13 protein-coding genes are annotated in these 18,353 nt (G+C 53.8%); 4 read left to right on the top strand and 9 right to left on the bottom strand.

Features of this window, described 5'->3' with window-relative positions; all coding sequences use genetic code 11:
• Nucleotides 1–25 precede the first annotated feature (25 nt).
• Nucleotides 26–640, bottom strand: coding sequence for a flavin reductase family protein (locus LGT44_RS09095; RefSeq protein WP_230330694.1), 615 nt, complete (start codon nt 638–640; stop codon nt 26–28).
• 158 nt (nt 641–798) lie between these two features.
• On the opposite strand from LGT44_RS09095, the gene LGT44_RS09090 reads away from it, so the two are divergent.
• Together LGT44_RS09090 and LGT44_RS09085 are read left to right on the top strand one after the other, a co-directional pair.
• Nucleotides 799–1,752: a bile acid:sodium symporter family protein gene (locus LGT44_RS09090; RefSeq protein ID WP_145469348.1), complete on the top strand. Its 954-nt coding sequence runs from the start codon at nt 799–801 to the stop codon at nt 1,750–1,752.
• Nucleotides 1,749–2,276: a DUF1439 domain-containing protein gene (locus tag LGT44_RS09085; RefSeq protein WP_230330695.1), complete on the top strand. Its 528-nt coding sequence runs from the start codon at nt 1,749–1,751 to the stop codon at nt 2,274–2,276. The genes LGT44_RS09090 and LGT44_RS09085 overlap by 4 nt, the downstream gene beginning before the upstream one ends.
• A gap of 73 nt (nt 2,277–2,349) precedes the next feature.
• Here the strand turns inward: LGT44_RS09085 and LGT44_RS09080 are convergent, their stop codons facing one another.
• From LGT44_RS09080 to LGT44_RS09065, 4 genes are all read right to left on the bottom strand, one after another.
• A complete protein-coding gene (locus LGT44_RS09080; RefSeq protein ID WP_230330696.1) occupies nt 2,350–2,883 on the bottom strand; it encodes a cytochrome b in 534 nt (177 codons plus the stop codon).
• A 103-nt stretch (nt 2,884–2,986) separates the two neighbouring features.
• A complete protein-coding gene (locus LGT44_RS09075) occupies nt 2,987–3,217 on the bottom strand; it encodes a DUF2175 domain-containing protein (protein ID WP_145469345.1) in 231 nt (76 codons plus the stop codon).
• A 221-nt stretch (nt 3,218–3,438) separates the two neighbouring features.
• Entirely contained in the window at nt 3,439–8,349 is a 4,911-nt protein-coding gene (locus LGT44_RS09070) for a ricin-type beta-trefoil lectin domain protein (protein ID WP_230330697.1), read from the bottom strand.
• A 207-nt stretch (nt 8,350–8,556) separates the two neighbouring features.
• Nucleotides 8,557–11,367 (bottom strand): ricin-type beta-trefoil lectin domain protein, encoded by a 2,811-nt coding sequence (locus tag LGT44_RS09065; RefSeq protein WP_230330698.1) that lies wholly within the window; start codon nt 11,365–11,367, stop codon nt 8,557–8,559.
• A 199-nt stretch (nt 11,368–11,566) separates the two neighbouring features.
• Between LGT44_RS09065 and LGT44_RS09060 the strand changes: the two genes are divergently transcribed.
• The gene (locus LGT44_RS09060; protein ID WP_225691662.1) at nt 11,567–13,441 is read left to right on the top strand and encodes a methyl-accepting chemotaxis protein; all 1,875 of its coding nucleotides are present in this window, start codon (nt 11,567–11,569) and stop codon (nt 13,439–13,441) included.
• Between the two features lie 77 nt (nt 13,442–13,518).
• Here LGT44_RS09060 and LGT44_RS09055 read toward each other — a convergent pair whose 3' ends face one another.
• The 4 genes from LGT44_RS09055 to LGT44_RS09040 all read right to left on the bottom strand — a co-directional run bounded on the left by LGT44_RS09055 (nt 13,519) and on the right by LGT44_RS09040 (nt 17,353).
• The gene (locus tag LGT44_RS09055; RefSeq protein ID WP_328296344.1) at nt 13,519–14,640 is read right to left on the bottom strand and encodes an ATP-NAD kinase family protein; all 1,122 of its coding nucleotides are present in this window, start codon (nt 14,638–14,640) and stop codon (nt 13,519–13,521) included.
• 56 nt (nt 14,641–14,696) lie between these two features.
• Nucleotides 14,697–15,770 carry a phospholipase A gene (locus LGT44_RS09050; RefSeq protein ID WP_230330699.1) on the bottom strand — a complete coding sequence of 358 codons (1,074 nt, stop codon included), beginning with the start codon at nt 15,768–15,770 and terminating at the stop codon, nt 14,697–14,699.
• 144 nt (nt 15,771–15,914) lie between these two features.
• Nucleotides 15,915–16,364 carry a hypothetical protein gene (locus LGT44_RS09045; protein ID WP_145469341.1) on the bottom strand — a complete coding sequence of 150 codons (450 nt, stop codon included), beginning with the start codon at nt 16,362–16,364 and terminating at the stop codon, nt 15,915–15,917.
• A gap of 92 nt (nt 16,365–16,456) precedes the next feature.
• Nucleotides 16,457–17,353: a DMT family transporter gene (locus tag LGT44_RS09040; RefSeq protein ID WP_230330700.1), complete on the bottom strand. Its 897-nt coding sequence runs from the start codon at nt 17,351–17,353 to the stop codon at nt 16,457–16,459.
• A 141-nt stretch (nt 17,354–17,494) separates the two neighbouring features.
• Here LGT44_RS09040 and LGT44_RS09035 point away from each other — a divergent pair, with 141 nt between their 5' ends.
• Entirely contained in the window at nt 17,495–17,995 is a 501-nt protein-coding gene (locus LGT44_RS09035) for a MarR family winged helix-turn-helix transcriptional regulator (RefSeq protein ID WP_230330701.1), read from the top strand.
• Nucleotides 17,996–18,353: the final 358 nt, after the last annotated feature.

Below are 18,353 nucleotides of genomic sequence, written 5' to 3'. Positions count from 1 at the left end.
ACGACGCTGTTTTGTGCCAGCGTATTTATTCCGGCCGCGGCAGATTAAACAACTCACCCAGCGCGGCATATTCACTGCCGCCCAGACGCGCCAGCGGGTTCAGCTCCGCAGCCCCGACCTGCAGGCGCGGCTCTTTGCTGAGCACAATATCGTCCGCCAGATACGCCGCCCCGGCCTGTAAAAACAGCACATGCTGCCCACCCGGTCCGACATCCACCTGCTGTTGCAGAGTGCAGGCAAAAGCCACCGGCGCCTGACTGAGGCGCGGCAGTTCTGAACCCGCAAACGCCTCCAGCGCCAGAGCAGAACGCTCTACTTCGCTGTCGCCATAGGCCAGCGTTGCTGAGCTGGCGTTCAGTGCCTGTAATTGTTCAACCGACGCGATATGCAGCACACAACGGCCATCACGGGCCAGATTGGTAAAGGTATCTTTTTCGTCGCCGCCGGGCTTTTTACCCACAGAAACCACAAAGGTGGGTGGGTTGGCACAGACCGGCGCGAAGAACGAAAAAGGCGCCAGGTTGTAGGATGAGCCATCCTCATTTGCGCTCAGAATCCAGGCGATCGGCCGCGGCAGAACGGTCTGAATCAGCAGGTGATAACTCTCAACAGGGTTAAGGTCGGCAAAACGTAATTCCATGATGACTCCGTTATTGATCGGATTTACAACCGGGTGAATTATTCCCGCCAGCGGCGTGAAATACCAGACAACGGATAAGCACTGACGATACACCAACGCTCAGCACTGCGCCGCAGGCGTCACTGAGGTAACATAGCGCTCTGCTTCCGGAGGCTCCTATGTTTTCTGTTAACCGTTATTTTCCCTTGCTGGCCATCGCCGTCAGCGCCCTCGCCTGGTATGAACCGCAGCCATTGCTGGGGCTGAAAGACGCCATTGTGCCGCTGCTGACCATCGTTATGTTCTGTATGGGCCTGACCCTGCGCTGGGCGGATTTTCGCCGCGTCTGGAATAAACCACAGCCTATCGCCCTGGGAGTGCTGCTGCAGTTTACCTTAATGCCATTGATCGCCTGGCTGTTGGTACAGCTGCTGCAACTGCCGCCAGAGCTGGCGATTGGCCTGATCATTGTCGGCGCCTGTGCCGGCGGCACCGCCTCCAACGTGATGACCTATCTGGCCGGCGGCGATGTGGCGCTGTCGGTCAGTATGACGCTGATCTCCACCCTGTGGGGCGTGGTGCTGACGCCATGGCTGGTTGCCTTTTATTCGTCCGCAGAAATTGCCGTGGATACCCAGGCAATGATCATCAGCATCGCTCAGATTGTCTTACTGCCGATTGCCGGTGGCCTGTTGTGCAACCGCTTTCTTCCCCAGGTCGGACGCAGCCTGAACAGCCACCTGCCGGATATTGCCAGTGCCTTTATTCTCGCCATTATTGCCATCATCGTTGCCCTGAATGCTGACGAGATTGCCACCATGGGGGCACTCGCCGTTGTGGCGGTGATGCTGCATAACCTGCTGGGTCTGGCCGCGGCGTATGGTATTGCACGCTGGAATGGTCATACCGAAGTGGAAGCGCGCACCATTGCGCTGGAAGTCGGGATGCAGAATTCCGGACTAGGCGTCGCGCTCGCACTGAAATTTTATGGCCCGATGGCCGCCCTGCCCGGCGCACTGTTCAGCGTCTGGCACAACATCAGCGGTTCTCTGCTGGCCGCTTTCTGGAAGTGGCAGACCAATAAAAAAATCCGCAATCTGAGCCAGCAGAAGGCGGTTAAGGAGCATCTGTGAAATTATTGACCACACTCTGCACCAGCAGCCTGCTGCTGTTCAGTCTTGCCGCACAGGCCTATGAGGTACGCCTCACGGAACAGCAACTGCAGCAGCAGTTAGACAGCCAGATGCCCCTGACACAAAGTCAGAGCATGGTGACGTTAACGCTGAGTAATCCAAAGCTTGATCTGCTGCCCAGCGGTAACCGCCTGAGCCTGCAAACCAATGCCGTGATTGCCACCAGCATCGGTTTGCAAAGCAGTGGCCAGCTGACCGTGGAAGGAAAAATCCGCTACGACAAAGCCAGCTACAGCTTTTTTATTGAAGAACCGGTCATCCGCCAGCTTGATATTGATGGCCTGACTCCGGCGCTGCAGCCACAGCTGATATCACTGGCGCAGAAGGCGCTGACCCCGGCGCTGACCAAGCAGCCGGTCTACACCCTGAGCGATCAGGATATGACGGAAGCCATGGCGCGGATGATGCTGAAATCCCTGACCATCAGCGATGCCGATGTGGTTCTGGTGATGAGCCCGTTCTGAGCTGGCTCGGTCTGATCGTAACGGACAAAAAAACCGGCGTATTGCCGGTTTTTTTTATGCTGAGCTGGTTTGGTTATTTTTTCAGACTCATGCGTTTCAGCGTGTCGTCTTTCAGCTTGATGTGGTGATACAACGCCGCTCCGATATGAGCTACCAGTAAGATCAGCAGAGCCCAGGCTGTCAGGCCGTGTACACCTTCAGAGAATTCATGCATATCGTGACTCTTACCTATCAGAGTGGGTAACTCCAGACCAAACAGCGCAACCGGATATCCGGCACTCTGACTCATCAGAATGCCACTGACAGGCATCAGCAGCATGCACAGATAAAGCAGTCCCTGTACGGCTTTGGCTTTAATCACATCCGCCCTTGGTATACCAGCCAACGGGGCAACCGGATTATTAAGGCGTACCGGTATGCGGATAATCAGCAGAATAAGCACCACTACGCCAAAGGATTTATGCAGGCCAACGAGCTGCAGTTTTTCCGGCCCGCGGGGTAATTCCTCCAGCAATATACCAATCGCCAGGAGAGCAAAAATCAGCAGGGCAGACCCCCAGTGCAGCAGTTTGGTGGGCAGATTAAAATGAGCCGATGGTTGTGCCATGACAGTATCCCCATCTTTAGTAATGGCATCAGTATACGCCGAATAAAACATTGCCCAAGAGGCATAGAGGTCGTTGCTTTTTATCCGGCAAATTGCTGGGCGGCTACCAGAGTTCGATTTCGGTATGAATCGACTGACGGGAATTAACTTCAATCTGCACCAGATCCTGCAGCTCATTCAATTCCGTTGCATTCAGCTGACGCAGATTCAGAGATTTAAACACACGTTGTTCAATCAGATGACGCTCATAACAGGACTGGTGTGCAATACCGATTCCGGAAACCGTGATGGGTTTTCCGGCTAATGCCGACTGATGGCAAAACTCGCACTTCATAAACCATGCATTCCACAACAAATAAAAAAGAATTTTATACCCCTATATAAAAAAAGGATTAATAACAATGTTATCAATCCTCTTAGAATTTGTAACTTTTATGTAATAGAAACGTACAGCGTGCTGTTCCTCAATTTTTATTCAACACAGCCTTGCTTAAACCCGCAGTCAGCCCGGTAATTTACCAGACTGACTACAAATTTTACTCAGCGCAGTATTGCTTATTCACTGACCCATTGCTGCTGCGGTAAATGATCACGCGACCAGATACGCACAGAGGCACCGCTGACATTTTCGGCTGATTCAACAGCGAAAGCGGTATTACGGCGGGTCGTCAGCTGTGCTCCGTCACGGATAAACTGCTGATTCCAGTCACCGTTACAGGCCCAGAGAACCAGCGCACCGTTGTCCTGAGTCTGCCCTTTATAATCCAGACACAGATTCGGATTAGCCAGCAGATGGAAACGGCCGGCGCTGTCTTCACGCCATTGCTGTTTCTCATCCACACGGCACTCACTGAGTACCAGACCACTGTCCTGCTGCACCGCAACAGCCGTCAGACACAAACCACTGCCATGGCGTAAATGCCGGAAATCAGACGGGTTCTTCTGCCAGAACTGGTTGTTGTTGCCGTTTTCACTCCACATATTTACTTCATGTAACTGCCCCTGATGAGCATCAACCACTTTACCCGGATCAGCTTTAAGGCGGATCAGGTAACCGTCGGTCTGCCATTGCTGGTCGGCGTTGTTATTACACTTCCACAGAGAGAACCAGCCACCGTCAGCGGCCTGACCTTTGGCACAATAGTGTTCGGCCCGTTTCGGATGGAAGCGACCGATCAGATCCTGATACCACCACTGATCGTTCCAGTCACCGCACTGGTAACGGCCAATATTGGCATCATCACCCACACCTTCGGCCACCCAGCATTCATCCCAGTCACGCATCTGCATACGGAAGTACTGTTTCTCAGCGCCATCAAGCGAGCGTACATAGGCCAGCAACCGGGCCTGCTCAGCACTGTTCAGGCTGCGGTTGGCACCGTGTCCGGATGCCAGCACAGATTCTAGGGTCGGTAGCTGACCATTATGGAAGTACGGCGCGGTACGCCAGACGCCGTGCAGCGTTGGCGTATCAAAGCCGACTCCCGCCAGCGGTTGATTCTGGCCCAGACCGGAGTCCGGCAGAATGGTACCGACATCGTGACGCTGTCCGTCACGCTTGGTATCGCCGCTGTGACAGCCGGCACAACCAACCTCACTGAACAGGGCTTCGCCACTCTGTGCTGCCGCCGTCAGCTTGCCGTTTTCGCTGCGGTACGGGCTGCGTTCGTAGTTTTCGAGCGAGGCGACATAAGCGGCCAGTGCATCGAGATCAGCGCTTTTGCCAGCCTTGGCCGCACCCAGCGGTGCCTGGCTTGCGTTAAAGTCAGCATCCGCGAGGAAACCAGTACCGCCAAAGGCGTAGCGAATATCATTTTCGAAATCCTGAATTTCATCGAAGTTCGCCGTCCAGTGCACCCGGCCATGGCCCAGCCCCATACGGCCTTTCAGACTGGTGGTATTACGCAGACCTTCACCACGGTCAGTGAAGTCCCACACCACGCCGTCATCCAGACCTTCGATATGGCAGCTGGCACAGGCCATGTAGCCATCACGGCTCATACGCAGATCACGGGCGTTATAGAAAATCTGCTTGCCGCGCAGCACCGAATCTTCCAGTTTTTCGTTGGCTACCACCGTGATATCGGCAACCTTTGCCGGCGCAAAGCTGACCGATGCCAGCACATCCTTCAGATCAAACACACTGACCGAGCGGCTGGTGAAGTTGTAAATAAAGGCGCGCTGATGCTCAGCATCGATATATACGCCCTGAGGCGCCAGGCCACTCTGATTCAGCGCACCGCGCACCGCACCGCTGTAAGCATCGACAATTTCAACGGTGTTCGAGCCCTGCAGCGCCACAAGCACGTAATCCCCTTGCGGTGAGAACGCCAGCGCATGGGCGGAATCGCGGTCGTTAAAGTCGATCTGTTCGGCAAACAGCTCGCTGCCGCTGCTCAGATCAATCTGGTTTACTACCGTGCGTACGGTACTGTCGTGGCTCAGCGGACGGCCATCGCGTACCGGTCCGCGCTCGATATTCACCTTGGTTGACGGCACCCAGGCCCGGCGGCCGTCCGGCGAGATCACCACCTGATGCAGATAGTTCGGCACACCACGGCCACGGTCTTCGGCGTCGGTGGTGCTGGCGTCGTTGGCCAGCAGAATGCTGTTTTCCGCCGTCATGCTGCTCAGGTTCACCACACTGATTTCAGCGCCACCGGTGCCGTTATTACTGATCGCTGTGCGCATACGGGTCACGTAGGCCCGTTCACTGTCGGCATCCACCGCCAGACCACGGGCATCCGGATTCACCGCAACGCGGTTCAGTTCGGCACCGCTATAAGGGTCGAAGCTGAGTAACTGACCACGGTTCTGCAGTGTTACCAGACCCAGACTCTGATCCGGAGTAAAGACAATGCCATAAGGACCGTCGCCATAAGGTAAGGCAACACGCTTGCGGACTTGCCCGGCGCTGTCCAGTGCCAGCAGCAGATCGTCAGCCTGCACCGCTATCCAGATCCAGCCATTCGGACCGATGGCCAGGGTTTTCGGATCGCGCCCCACAGCCACTTCCCAGACTTTATTGAGGGAGCTGGCATTAATGGCGGTCACAGTACCGTTATCCGGATTGACGTTATACACCTGCTGGCCATCGCCAGTGACCGGGGTTGAATTCGCCGGTGCCTGAGGTGTCAGCGGATAAGTCACCGTATGCTCAAAGCTTTGGGTTTGTTCGCCCTCCGGCGTCTGAATAGTCACAATCACCCGGTAGTGACCCGGCGTGCTGTACTGGTGGCTGACCGGGTTGGCGCTGCTGAACGGCGTCACCGTACCATCGCCAAAATTCCAGCTGATTAAGGCATTGTCGCTGCCGCGGATATCCACCCGGAAGCTGCCGGCGGCATTCACCTGCTGCTGCATATCGCGGGTATCGGCATTGATACTGAGCACCGGCGTTGCCGCCAGCGTCTGGATTTCGTTATCGGATAACACGCGGTTGTACACCCGTACATCGTCAATAACGCCCTGTAGTGCCTGTCCCTGCTGCAGAATGCGGCCTAAGGTCTGATAGCTGTTATACCAGGCGCCGCCAAGAATACCGGCGCGGGCACTGCCACTGGCAACACGCTCACCGTTCAGCCAGATACTCAGTGCACCGTCGGCAGAATTACGGCTGAGCACAATATGCCGCCATTCACCGTTATTAATAGCCTGTGGTGTGCTGATACCGCTGTCGTTACCGGCACTCAGACGCAAGCGGCCGTTGCTGTCGAGCCAGCCCCAGAATACGTCTTCGGTACCGTTCTCATTATCACGGCCAAATAATCCCGGCGCCTGCCAGGCGTTATTGCTGCCGCTTTGCGTGGTTTTTAAATAAAACGACACCGTGGCCGAACCACCCAGAATGCCCGAAACATCGTCATCAAGACTGAGCTGCCCTGCCGCATTCAACGCCAGACCACCTTCGCTGAACTGGCCGTTGCTGAGCTCGCCGTGGTTGCCACCGGCTTCATCACGGCCATTACCATCCAGCGGCCAGTGATAAGCCAGGCTGGCATTGGTCGCGCTGCCGGTGGTAAAGCGGCTGATATAAAGATTGCTCAGGGCATTACCGGCATAGTCTTTTACGCCGCTGACCCGCAGTTCATATTCGGTGTTGGGCGCCAAAGGCTGTGCTGGGGTGAAATTCACCAGCCCCAGCCAGGCACTGTACGTACCGGCCAGCGGTGCCGAGCCGGGTTCTGCCACAGGACGCAGCTGAATAGTCGCAGCACTGATGCTTTCAAAATCGACGGAGTCGGCAAAGGCAATACCAATACGGCTGGTCAGCGCCTGATTCAGCGCTCCCGGACGTGGCGACACCTGCTTCACCCAGGGAGCCGTCGTATCCGGGTGAATATCGTGCACCATAAAGGCATTACCGGTGCCGTGATCGTTACCGATAAACACCAGGTTACCAAAGGGCGCGACCTGACCATGATCGGCATTGGCGACCGGTAAGGAGCCATGGCCAATATCGGTGTAATTAAACGGATTGCTGATATCAACTTTATGCACCGCGTGTTCTATCCCCTGAAACACGTGGTTGTCCTGAACACCGCAATACAGCTGCTCATCAATCTGCAGGCTGTTGCTTTCCAGTACAAATTTACCCGGATTGCTCAGGTCATAACTGACCATATAAGCGCCGGCACCACGCACCGAGGCATGCACTTTGTTGCCATCGAAACAGGTGGCGTAATAGCCCTGCGGTAAGTCCGGTGTACGGTCGAGTAAGCGCGGATTCAGAGGATCGGAAATATCCAGGCTGGCAAAGCCATCACGCTGATCCATGCTGGTGACCACCATCTGGTTGCCCAGCGTAAAGATCGGCCCGATGCGCGAACCACCCAGCTCAGCCGGAGGTACCGGGTTCGGCCGGCCGTTGCCGCGGTTAGCAATAACAGGGTTGGCCGGATCGCTGGCATCAACAATAAAAACCCCCTGGTCCGAGGCAGCAACATACAGATAAGGTGCCTGCCACCACTGCTGCCAGGCAACGGCGGTGTAATCGCCGGAATTCACCCCTGGCAGAACCAGCTTGCTGACCTGCTGCGGGTCGTTAAGGTCGGTGAAATCCCATATTTCGATGCCTTTAATGGTCTGCACGCTGACATAACGGCGGTCATTAATTTTGGTCAGACCAAAGGCATGGGCTTCGCGGAATTCGCCGGTACGCCCTTCCGGCTCATAAATGCGTTTTACCAGCTGGATATTGCGCGGGTCGGATACGTCATACAGCAGGAAGCCACCGGGCCCCCAGCCGCTGTCCGGTGCAAATAACGTCAGAAAATACCCGTCCACCATCATGCCGACGTTAGCACCATAAGCTTTGCGGAAAGCATAAGTCGGCGGAATGCCGTTATCCTGATTAATCCAGGATACCGGCGTGAATAATTCACTGCTGCTGTAGCTCAGATTACCAAGCCCTGGACCGGGCTGAGCTAATCCGGCAGGCGATTCCGCTGGCGGAGTATCACTCATAGCCAGCAGCGGCTGTGTCAGTGCACTGCCAAGCAGTAAGGTTGTAACGGGAAACAAAGCTTTGAGCAGCGGCTTTCGCCGCCTCCCGGAGCCATGCGGCATCCGGGATCTGTGTAACGCAGAAGTCATGATGAGTTATTCCATTTTTGTGGTTTTTATTTATAAGTTTATTTTTTAATTATTATTTATGGCCCCACAAAAAAGAGTTCAGAACTGCATTTTCCAGCGTTGTTGTGCCCCCTGATGACGTGACCAGAGACCCACATTAGAGCTGTCCTCAGTGCCATAGGCATCCAGGGCATAAGCATCCGATGAGCGCGGAATCAGCTGATAACCCTGAGCATCCGGCTGAAGGTTCCAGCGCAAGTTATCGCTGTTTACACAGTCCCAGATCACAGCTTTACCGTTATCACGTAACTGGCCTCCATGATCTAAGCATTTATTGCCGAGTGCCGATTTCAGATAGCCACTGTTGGCATCGTAAAACCAGCGCTGGGCATTGCTGCCATTACATGGATAGGACTGCACATTTGTGCCGTTCCAACTGCGTGCCCCAGCAACATCCAGACATAAGCCTGAACGGGCATTAATCAGCGAAAAACCATTGGCCGCAGTTCCTTTGTCGGCGCTATAGCCGGAATGCGTCATGCTGCCGGTGAGATACACCGGGCTTTTTCCCTGCACTAACTGATAGCGGATACCCGCCTGTAAATCCGCCAGTTCTTCGCCACTGAGCCCGGCATCCCCATGAATTAACAGGGCAAAATGCAGACTGTCAGAATTTTCTCCTTCAGTGACATCATCCCAGATGAATACCCGCTGGCCAGTGCCAGCCCCGCGATCAGAAATCATAACCACTTCATCCGCTTGCTGTGTTACCGCAGCCGATAATGTCGCGGCCGGAAAAATACCGGCATCGGTAATTACAGTAAGTTGTTCTTTTGCCAAATGCCGTGGCCAGTAAATTTCCGTCGGCGCATCGCTTAAACGTCCGCGCCAGGCAGCAAAAGAAAATTCGGTATTGCGCAGAAATTCACGTTCAGAAAATAACGGCGGTAAAGAAACACGGATACTGTGGTAGTTCATCCGGTCGCCGGCACGATCCGGTACCCGGCCTTCATAACTGAAATGCAGAAGATCCCCCTGCAATGCACGCGGATAAGCACGCTGTACCAGTTCGGCATTAATATTGTAGTTCTGGCCATAATCACGGATGACGGAAAAATTCTCGCCATTCCAGGCATCATCGTCGGTCATCACGCGCTGAGGATTACCGTTCTGTAATTCCTGATGATTGTCGTAATAATAATCCCACTGCCATTGAGTACCGCTGATCAGAGGCGTATAAAAATCCACATACCGGTCTTTACCGGAAACACGATCTGAGCTTTCCATCCCCTGATAGGTGGCATTCACCACCCGCTCGGTATCGGTATGTCCCCAACCGTCCAGCCACATACCGAACTCCGATAAAAACGGCGTAATATTCAGATAACGGGCTTCGTCACGGATCTGGTCAATATTGGAAAAATAGCTGCCATTACGCGCCACGGTTAAATCATTAACGCCCATACGGGCCTGATCATAAAAATGGCTGTTAAAAACAAAGCCATCACCGGGCTGATAGGTTAAGTGATGGCCACCGGTTGCCGGTGCAACGGCTCCGGCAATAGAACTCCAGAACACCATCGGCTCGGCAAACACCGGGGTATTACTCCAGCCGCGCTGATCCATTTCTGCACGCACACGCTGATAAAATGGCCACAGCACCTCATTATCCCAGTCGGCATAGCTCATATTGCCGATGCCACCGTCAAAGGGTTCATTAACCGGATCAACACCAATAATCATCGCCCGCTGTGCGGCTGTTAGATGTGTCTGCAGATAATTCAGCATTTCCCCCAGCTGCCAGACAAACTGGCTCTGGACAAAATCCAGTTGCGGCATAAGAGAGAGGCCGGTGGCGGCATCACGCAGCTGAAACTGCTGATGGCTGTCTGTAACCTGACTGGCTGCCACGCACTCCTCCAGCTGCACATTACCGTTATTCAGGCTCAGGCATTTATTCAGGTCCAGCACAGCGTGTACGCGGCCATAAGCATCCGCCATAAATTGCTGCGCGCTGCTGCCATTGCATTGATACACCTGAATATCGGTACCCGCTGCGGTTTTGGCACCGGCTACATCCAGACACTGTCCCGTGTCCGTAAGGCTGCGTAAGGTGCCATCCTGCCGATAATGCCAACGCTGATTAGCACCGCCATGACAGCTCCAGCCGCCAACGGTGACCGAATTCCGGGCCTGACCACCAGCAATATCCACGCACTGATCCAACGCAGGCAGATAGAGTTCAATATCGGCCAGATCCTGATTCAGCGCCCAGTGGTCAGCCCAGAAACCACGCATGGCATTACGTACCGCCGAATCAGATTGCTTGTGCGCAGCCCAGGTCAGCTGACAGGGCAGACCACAATCATCCTTGCCGTAAACATCGCTTACCGCCCAGCGCGGTGCGCCATTACCGGTATCGCCGGAATCGGCCGTAAAGGTATGGCGGCTGTATAAATCCGAGTGATAATCCAACAGCACATACAGTCCGAGGTCCGCTGCGATGGCAATCTGCTGGCTGACCGCCGCCAGATAATCCTCATCCACCTGCCCCGGCTGCGGTTGCACACCTTCCCATGCCAGGGTGTAGCGAATCAGATTGGCACCGGTTTTGTCCTTCAGTAAGCCCAGACTGACCTGCGCATCTTCACTGTTTTTAAAGGCTTTAAAGCCCGATTCTGCCAGCTTCACTTCACCGGATACGTTGAAGCCACGGAATCCAAGCTCGCGGCCAGAGGTAGCGGCAAAGACCTTATCCTGTTGACCGGCAACGACTTTTTCTCTGATAAGCACCTCATCTGCAGCAGGAATGCTGTGCAAAGCAACAGCCTGCAGGGGGAGCAGTGTCAAAGCAGAAAGAATACAAAAACCGGTGCGCCGGTAGCGGCTGGCGTGAGTAATAATCGACATGGTAAGGCCCTGTTATTTTTTATTATGGTACTTACGTATTAAATTAGCAGGGATATATCCGTACTCCCTAGGACTTGCCATGCCAATGGCTACACCGGAAACAGCGATACGCAGCCAAAACCTGCCATATACCGCATACAACTGGCGCCCTACGGCAGTTGTTCTAGTCTTCTGTCATAGCTACATAAAGGTTAACCCCATGGTTATTGACAATTTCAGCATTAAAAGTAAACACAGCATGATTCTGGTGCTGGTTGTTCTTGGCCTGATAATTACATCAGCACTGAGCGTACAGCAGTTTTCCCGCCTTGGTGCTTTATCCGATGTGCTGTATCAACAGCAAACGGTGAGTGGCGATATTCTGCTGCTGCGCCGTAATGAAAAGGATTTTCTGGCACGCAAGGATATGAAGTATGTCCAGCAGTTCGGTACCGTCGCAGATAAAACTCAGGATGACATCACGAAACTGAACAGTCACATGCGGGGACTGGGTCTGAATACCACTCAGGTCCAGCAACTGAGCACCCAAGTGAATGGTTACCGCAAGATATTTGATACCCTTGCAGCTGCTCAGCAGGAAATCGGTCTGGACCCTAAAAGCGGTCTGTATGGCGGCCTGCGCAAAGCCGTACATGATATCGAAACCTCGGCAAAATCTTCCGAAGACTATGAGCTGCTTTATTACATGCTGATGCTGCGCCGCCATGAAAAAGATTTTATGTTGCGCAGCGACCCATCCTATATGGATAAATTCAAAGCGGGTATTAACGATTTCAGTCAGGCGCTGGAACGCAGCAGTCTGGCCGGTAACAGTCAGGTTCAGCAGGAACTCAGGAGTTACCAGGATCAGTTCACCACACTGTTCAATAAAGAGCAGCTGATGGGATTAAACGAAAAAGAAGGTCTGCGCGGCGAGATGCGCAGCACCATCCATAAAACCGAAACCATTTTTGATGAGCTGACGGTCTACATCACCGGTGAAATGGAAACCATGACTCAGCGGGTATATACAACCCTCACGCTGAGCATCCTGTTAACCTTCGCCGTGGTTGCAACCCTGACCTTTCTTGTATCCCGTGCGATTTACCAGCCTGTGCAGAATATTACCGGCAAAATTCAGCGCATTGCCCGCGACCTCGACCTGACACAATTAATCGGTCACCGCTCTGGTGATGAAATTGGTATTTTATCTCATGCCTTTGACGCTTTAATTGCCACACTGCGCGAAACCGTTGAGCAGGTAAAATCCGGTGCAACCGAAGTAGCCTCCGCATCGGAAGAGATGTCAGCCATTACCCGTGAAGTCGGCGATGCCAGCAATCAGCAACAGGAAGAAGTTGCCCAGGCGGTTACTGCCATGACCGAAATGACCTCAACTATTCAGAACATTGCCGGCAATGCTAATCAGGCAGCCAGTGCCGTCAACGAAGTACATCGTGAAGTCAGTCGCGGAAAAAGTATTTCGGATGAAGCCCGCCACGAAATTGAAACCCTCAACAGTGAAATTCTGGAGGCCACTAAGGCCATCGAAAAACTGCAGAAAGACAGTGAAAGTATCGGCGCGATTCTGGGTGAAATCAGTGCCATTGCCGAACAAACAAATCTGCTGGCTCTGAACGCTGCCATTGAGGCCGCACGTGCCGGCGAGCAGGGACGTGGCTTTGCCGTGGTTGCCGATGAAGTGCGGACATTGGCCAGCCGAACTCAGGAATCCACTGAGTCTATTCGGGCAACCATCAACGAATTTAATAAAGGAACCGCTGAAGTGGTCAACACCGTGCTGAAATCCCGTGACCGCGCCGAAACCGGTATCGCCCGCGTAAGTGAAGCCAGTGAAGCTCTGCAGGTGATTTACAGCAACATCAGCAGCATCAACGACCTGAACACCCAGATCGCCACTGCAGCCGAAGAGCAAAGCTATGCTGCCGAAGAGATTAACCGCAACGTCGTACGTGTTAATGAGTTGGCCAGTACCAGCCATGAGCAGGCGTCTCAGGCGGCCTTGGCCAGTGCAGCACTGGCAGAACTGGCAGCGCGTCTGAATCAGACGGTAGAGAAATTTGTCGTCAACTGATGACTCAATTCTCTCCCGGAAAAACAATAAAAAACCGGCCAACCCCGGTTTTTTTTTATGCCTTCATAGTATTCAGATTAAATCAGGGCATGAACAATCTGATCACGATAACCGGTAGTGATTTCAATGGTCCCGGCCCAGTCTTTATCCAATTGAGGATCACCACTATCCATAATTAACGGCCGGCCATTCAGTGCGCCAATTTTTGTTTTGGTTGAAATAAGGCGGATATTCTTTTTACCCAGCAAACGCAAAATCTCCGGGCTGAACTGCTGATTACCACGGCCGAAAATATGTCCCTGACCGCCCATCACACTAACAATCGCCTGAGCCTGCGGATATTCTGCCAATAGCCTGAGTATGTCAGCCGCGGTTAAATCTTTACCAATCTGTTCGCGGTTAAAGACAGCATCCACACCCAGCAGGGTATTATCGAGCCCTAATTCATCCATCACCGCTTGTGTGGTTTTGCCTGAGCCAACCAGATACAACACATCATCGTCCATATCGGCACAGATAAAGGCAGCAATATCAGCCAGCACCAGCTCTTCCACTTCAACGCCGCCCTGCTTTACCGCCTGCACAAAATGCCCGGCCTGAGGCACACGCATTTCACCGTAATGCCGTGCACGCACCTGATTATTACGAAAAGCCTCTTCATCCAGATCACGTACTTCGGCTTCTTTAATATCCACCAGCCCGCCTTCCAGCAGACTGCGCACCACTTCACCGGAAGCCGCCGGAGTAATGCCATACACCGCCGAATGAATTTTCACGCCAGCCGGAATACCGAGTACAGGTAAGGTATCACCAATAACCGCACAGATATCGCGGGCGGTGCCATCGCCACCGGCGAATAACAGTAAATCGACGTTATTCTCCAGCATTGCGGCCGCCGCCAGGCGGGTATGTTCGGCACTGGTATTCACCTGCGGAATATCGGCGTCGATCAGACGGTAAGAAAAACCCAGCTCCGTCAGCAGATCGGCCCCCATTTCTCCGGGACAAGTCAGAAAATGGCAGCGTTCTTTTAATGCCGTCAAAACATCCAGCGCCTGACGGGCACGTAATACAGCTTTACGCTCAGCGCCACGGGCCAGAGCTTCGGCAACGATGTCCGCGCCGTCACTGCCCTTAAGGCCAACGGCGCCACCGATACCGGCATAAGGATTAATAATAAGTCCGAGGGTTAACATCATAGAAATTCCGGCCTGAATGCGCGGCGATTATACCGCGCTATTGTTATACAGCCAGCTCAGAACCAGTCGCTGAGTTTAATGCCGACGCCAATACGCTCCTGATAGCGGTTGTAATCAATCAGGCTTTCACCGTAACCATTAAAATACTGCACAAAGCCTTTGATTTTACGGTTGAGCGGAAAGGTCCAGCCGATTTCAATCGCGCCACGGTTTTTATCCGGATTCAGATTATTGCGCAACATAGTGCTGATATTGTGGTTGCCCATGACATAGATATAGGTGAATTCACCGTTACCCATATAATCGTCGATATCCGGGTTATCATTATCGGCGGGGTCAAAAGGATCGGCCTTACTTTCTTCCGGCAGGCGCCACCAGATCCGGGTGGAATAGATCCCTGTAGACGATACCGATGCGACCTGGGCAATAACCCGGTTCCAGCTGCGCGACATCGAGCTGGTCTGGCCATTGGACTGGTGATTAATGGCCAGAGAAAAATAATCAACCCACTTATTTTGTGGCTGCCAGGAAAATATCAGCTCGGGTTCGTGGTTGGTTTCACGGAATGGCCGGGAAATATCGCCGTTGTACGCCTGCCAGAAGGAACGGTTGGTATAAGCCACATCAATGCTGCTGAATTTTCCCAGCAGACCTTCGGACAAACGGTATTTGATACTGAGCTGAAATACCGCCTCCAGATGATCATTGCCAGCTTCGCGTTCAGCGTCAGGATCTCCGGTGTAATGTTGCAAAACCCGGTTCTGTTCACGATCACTGGGACGGCCCTGATAAGACAGAGGCAACACATAATTAGGCCGGTGCGGGAGCATCACATAAGGACTGTCGGATGCCAGGCGCTCAACCTGAATTTTTTCAACCAATTGCGGCAGGTTGTCACGCAATGCTGGTTTGAACTCATCATCCGCAATCATATCAACCGGTTGCTGCTTGGTTTTCAGCGGCCCGGTGGCGGGTAATAATTCTTCCAGCACCGTCGGTTCGCTACCGGCTCCGGCATCAGCCTCAGTGTCTTCAGCATTGGCCACAAAAACAGGACACAGCATTGAGACCAGAACCGGGACCAGTAACGATACCTTTAAAATAAGAACAGCAGGGTTAAGCAGCTTCATACGGATTCCATCGCCAGACATTGCGCGGCCAATATAGCCGTGCCCTGACCGAAGTGCGAGAGCAGCCTCTGCCTGTCCGGCCATTTTCCCGCCAAACAGCGCAGACACTCTGTCTCCCAGCTGCAACGATCAGCGTGCGCTGGCTTAAACCGTCATGCCGTCCGCTTCAAGATACGGTGTGCGGATGGCCTGATATTCATTTTTGCAGCCCGGACAAATGCGAATGTCTTTACTCAGAATCCGGCTGTGAAGATGCAGTAATTGCTGCTTACTCTCCCAGCAATAAGAGCAGTAAGGCTGACCATAAGGACGGCCATCCAGTGTTTTGTAATAGCCATCACCGCGGCGGCGCAGATTGCCTTTGTACACCAGTGCTTCATGTAAGCGGATCAGTTCTTCGTCACGGGCTTCACACACGCCCTGCAGCAAAGCCAGCTCCATTTTACTGGAGGCAACCGCCGAGGTAAGTTCAGCCAGCAGACGCTTCAGCTCTGTCTTATCCAGCACATAACCGGCGTCGCGTATCTGCTTACCGACATCCTGAGCAAAGTTCAGGCTGCGCAGTACATCTTCTACGGTACCTTGTCCGGGCATTGTCATTCTCCTGTCACACGATCATTCAAATAACGCCGGAAATCCGACGATTTATTTAACTAACCGGAGACATTGCAGCTTCAGTGCCAGTTTTAACTGACTCTGGCTGCAGACAAATGCCGCTGCGCCGCCGGATGCTGAGCCAGCAACACACAGAACAGCACCAGCGCAATGGCAAAAGCCTGACTGATATTCATCAGTTCACCCATCACCAGAACACCGGCCAGTACTGCCACCACCGGATTAATCAGCCCCATAAAGGCCAGCTTATCAACGGCAATCAGGGTAATAGCACGGAACCACAGGTAATAACCCAGTCCCATACCCACCGGTCCGAGCCAGACCAGCGCCAGCACGCCCTGAGTATCCAGTGCCGGAAACGGCCGTCCCCAGAGCAGCATCAGCAGCAATAACACAACACCGGCACTGAACAACTGCGCACTGGCCAATACCAGCGGTTTGATACCTCGCCCCAGAACCGGCATCAGCAACACGCCCAGCGCCATGCAGAACGCCGCCGCCAAAGCCAGCGCTACTCCCGTCCAGTCAGGTTCAGCCGGAGCCTGCCAGACCAGCAGGCCAACCCCCGCCATCCCGCCCACCGCAGCCAGCAACTGCAAAGGGGCCGGCAGCCTGCCCTGCAACGCGCGCAACAGCAGTAACTGCAGCGGCATACTGGCCGTCAGTGTCGCCGCCATGCCGCCCGGTAAGCGCTGAATAGCACCAAACAACAACACCGTGAAGATGCCGATATTCAGCGCACTGAGCACCACGATGTTCAGCCAATGCCGGCGCCACACCGCCAGCGGCACCAGCCATACCATCATCACGCCGGGCACTACGATGCGCAGCGTCGCCAGCCAGAATGGATCAACTCCGGCGAGAAAAGCCTGCGTCACCGCGTAGGTTGTTCCCCACAACAAAGGAGCTGCCACGGCCATCAGCCATAGCGGCAAACCAACGGGTACATCTTTACTGCTTGCTGTCATTTCTGCCCACCAATTATCTTCATGTTAAGATATTTCAAGCAAAGATATCCCTAACGACGATCCCGGTCAAATATCTTTACGTTAAGATATTTCCCGGGCACACTGAACAGATTCCGTTTTACACAGGAAAAGCGACACCTTATGGCTCGGGATCATGTGGATTTTATTGCTGACCAATGGCAGCAGGAGCGGCCAGACCTGGATATCTGGCCGATGCAGGCGGTGGGCCGGCTATCGCGTCTGGCAAACTATACCCGTCAGGAAATCAGCGAATTGCATAAGCAGCTGGGGCTCGCCAGTGGTGAGTTTGATGTGCTGGCCACCCTGCTGCGCAGCGGCCCGCCCTACCGCTTAACTCCGACGGTTCTGTTTAAATCGGCCATGCTGACCTCCGGTGCCATGACCAACCGTCTGAACCGGCTGGAACAACGCGGCCTGATTGATCGCCTGCCCGATCCCGATGACCGCCGCAGCCTGCTGGTACAGCTGAGCGACAGTGGCCGCGAACTGATTAACCGTGCAGTTGAGCACCATCTGCAATTGCAGGCACGTCTGCTCAAAGCATTGCAGCCTGAACAACAACGGCAACTGAACGATCTGCTGCGTCAGTTGCTGCTCAGTTTTGAGCACGCAGAGGAATAACACTAGGGCCTGTCGACACTCATTGAATAGGTCCTGCTGAGAGCCGGTTTTTCTCAGAACAAGGAGAGAGGAGTGATATTGTCAGGAACATCCATGTTCCTGACCCTACGGGCTTCGCGCCCATCTGCTCCTGCAGATTGGTAGCGGGCTAAATGAATGACGAACGACGATGCTTATGGGGAAAACCGGCCTCGGCCCGAAGGGTTATGGCTAAAAATCCCTCATCCTGCGTTGCTGTTCGCTCGCTTAAGCCGTTACCAATCTGCCTGGAACAGATTGGCGTGCCAACCCCGAAGGGGTGAAGCACAGGGATGTGCTGAACATCCCACACTCTCAGCGCCTTGTTTGAAAAATTTTT

The organism is Thalassolituus alkanivorans, assembly GCF_020447205.1.
Classification (GTDB): Bacteria; Pseudomonadota; Gammaproteobacteria; order Pseudomonadales; family Oceanobacteraceae; genus Venatoribacter; species Venatoribacter alkanivorans.
Note: the sequence above shows the minus strand (reverse complement) of the source record. Positions and strands in the feature narration are given on the sequence as shown.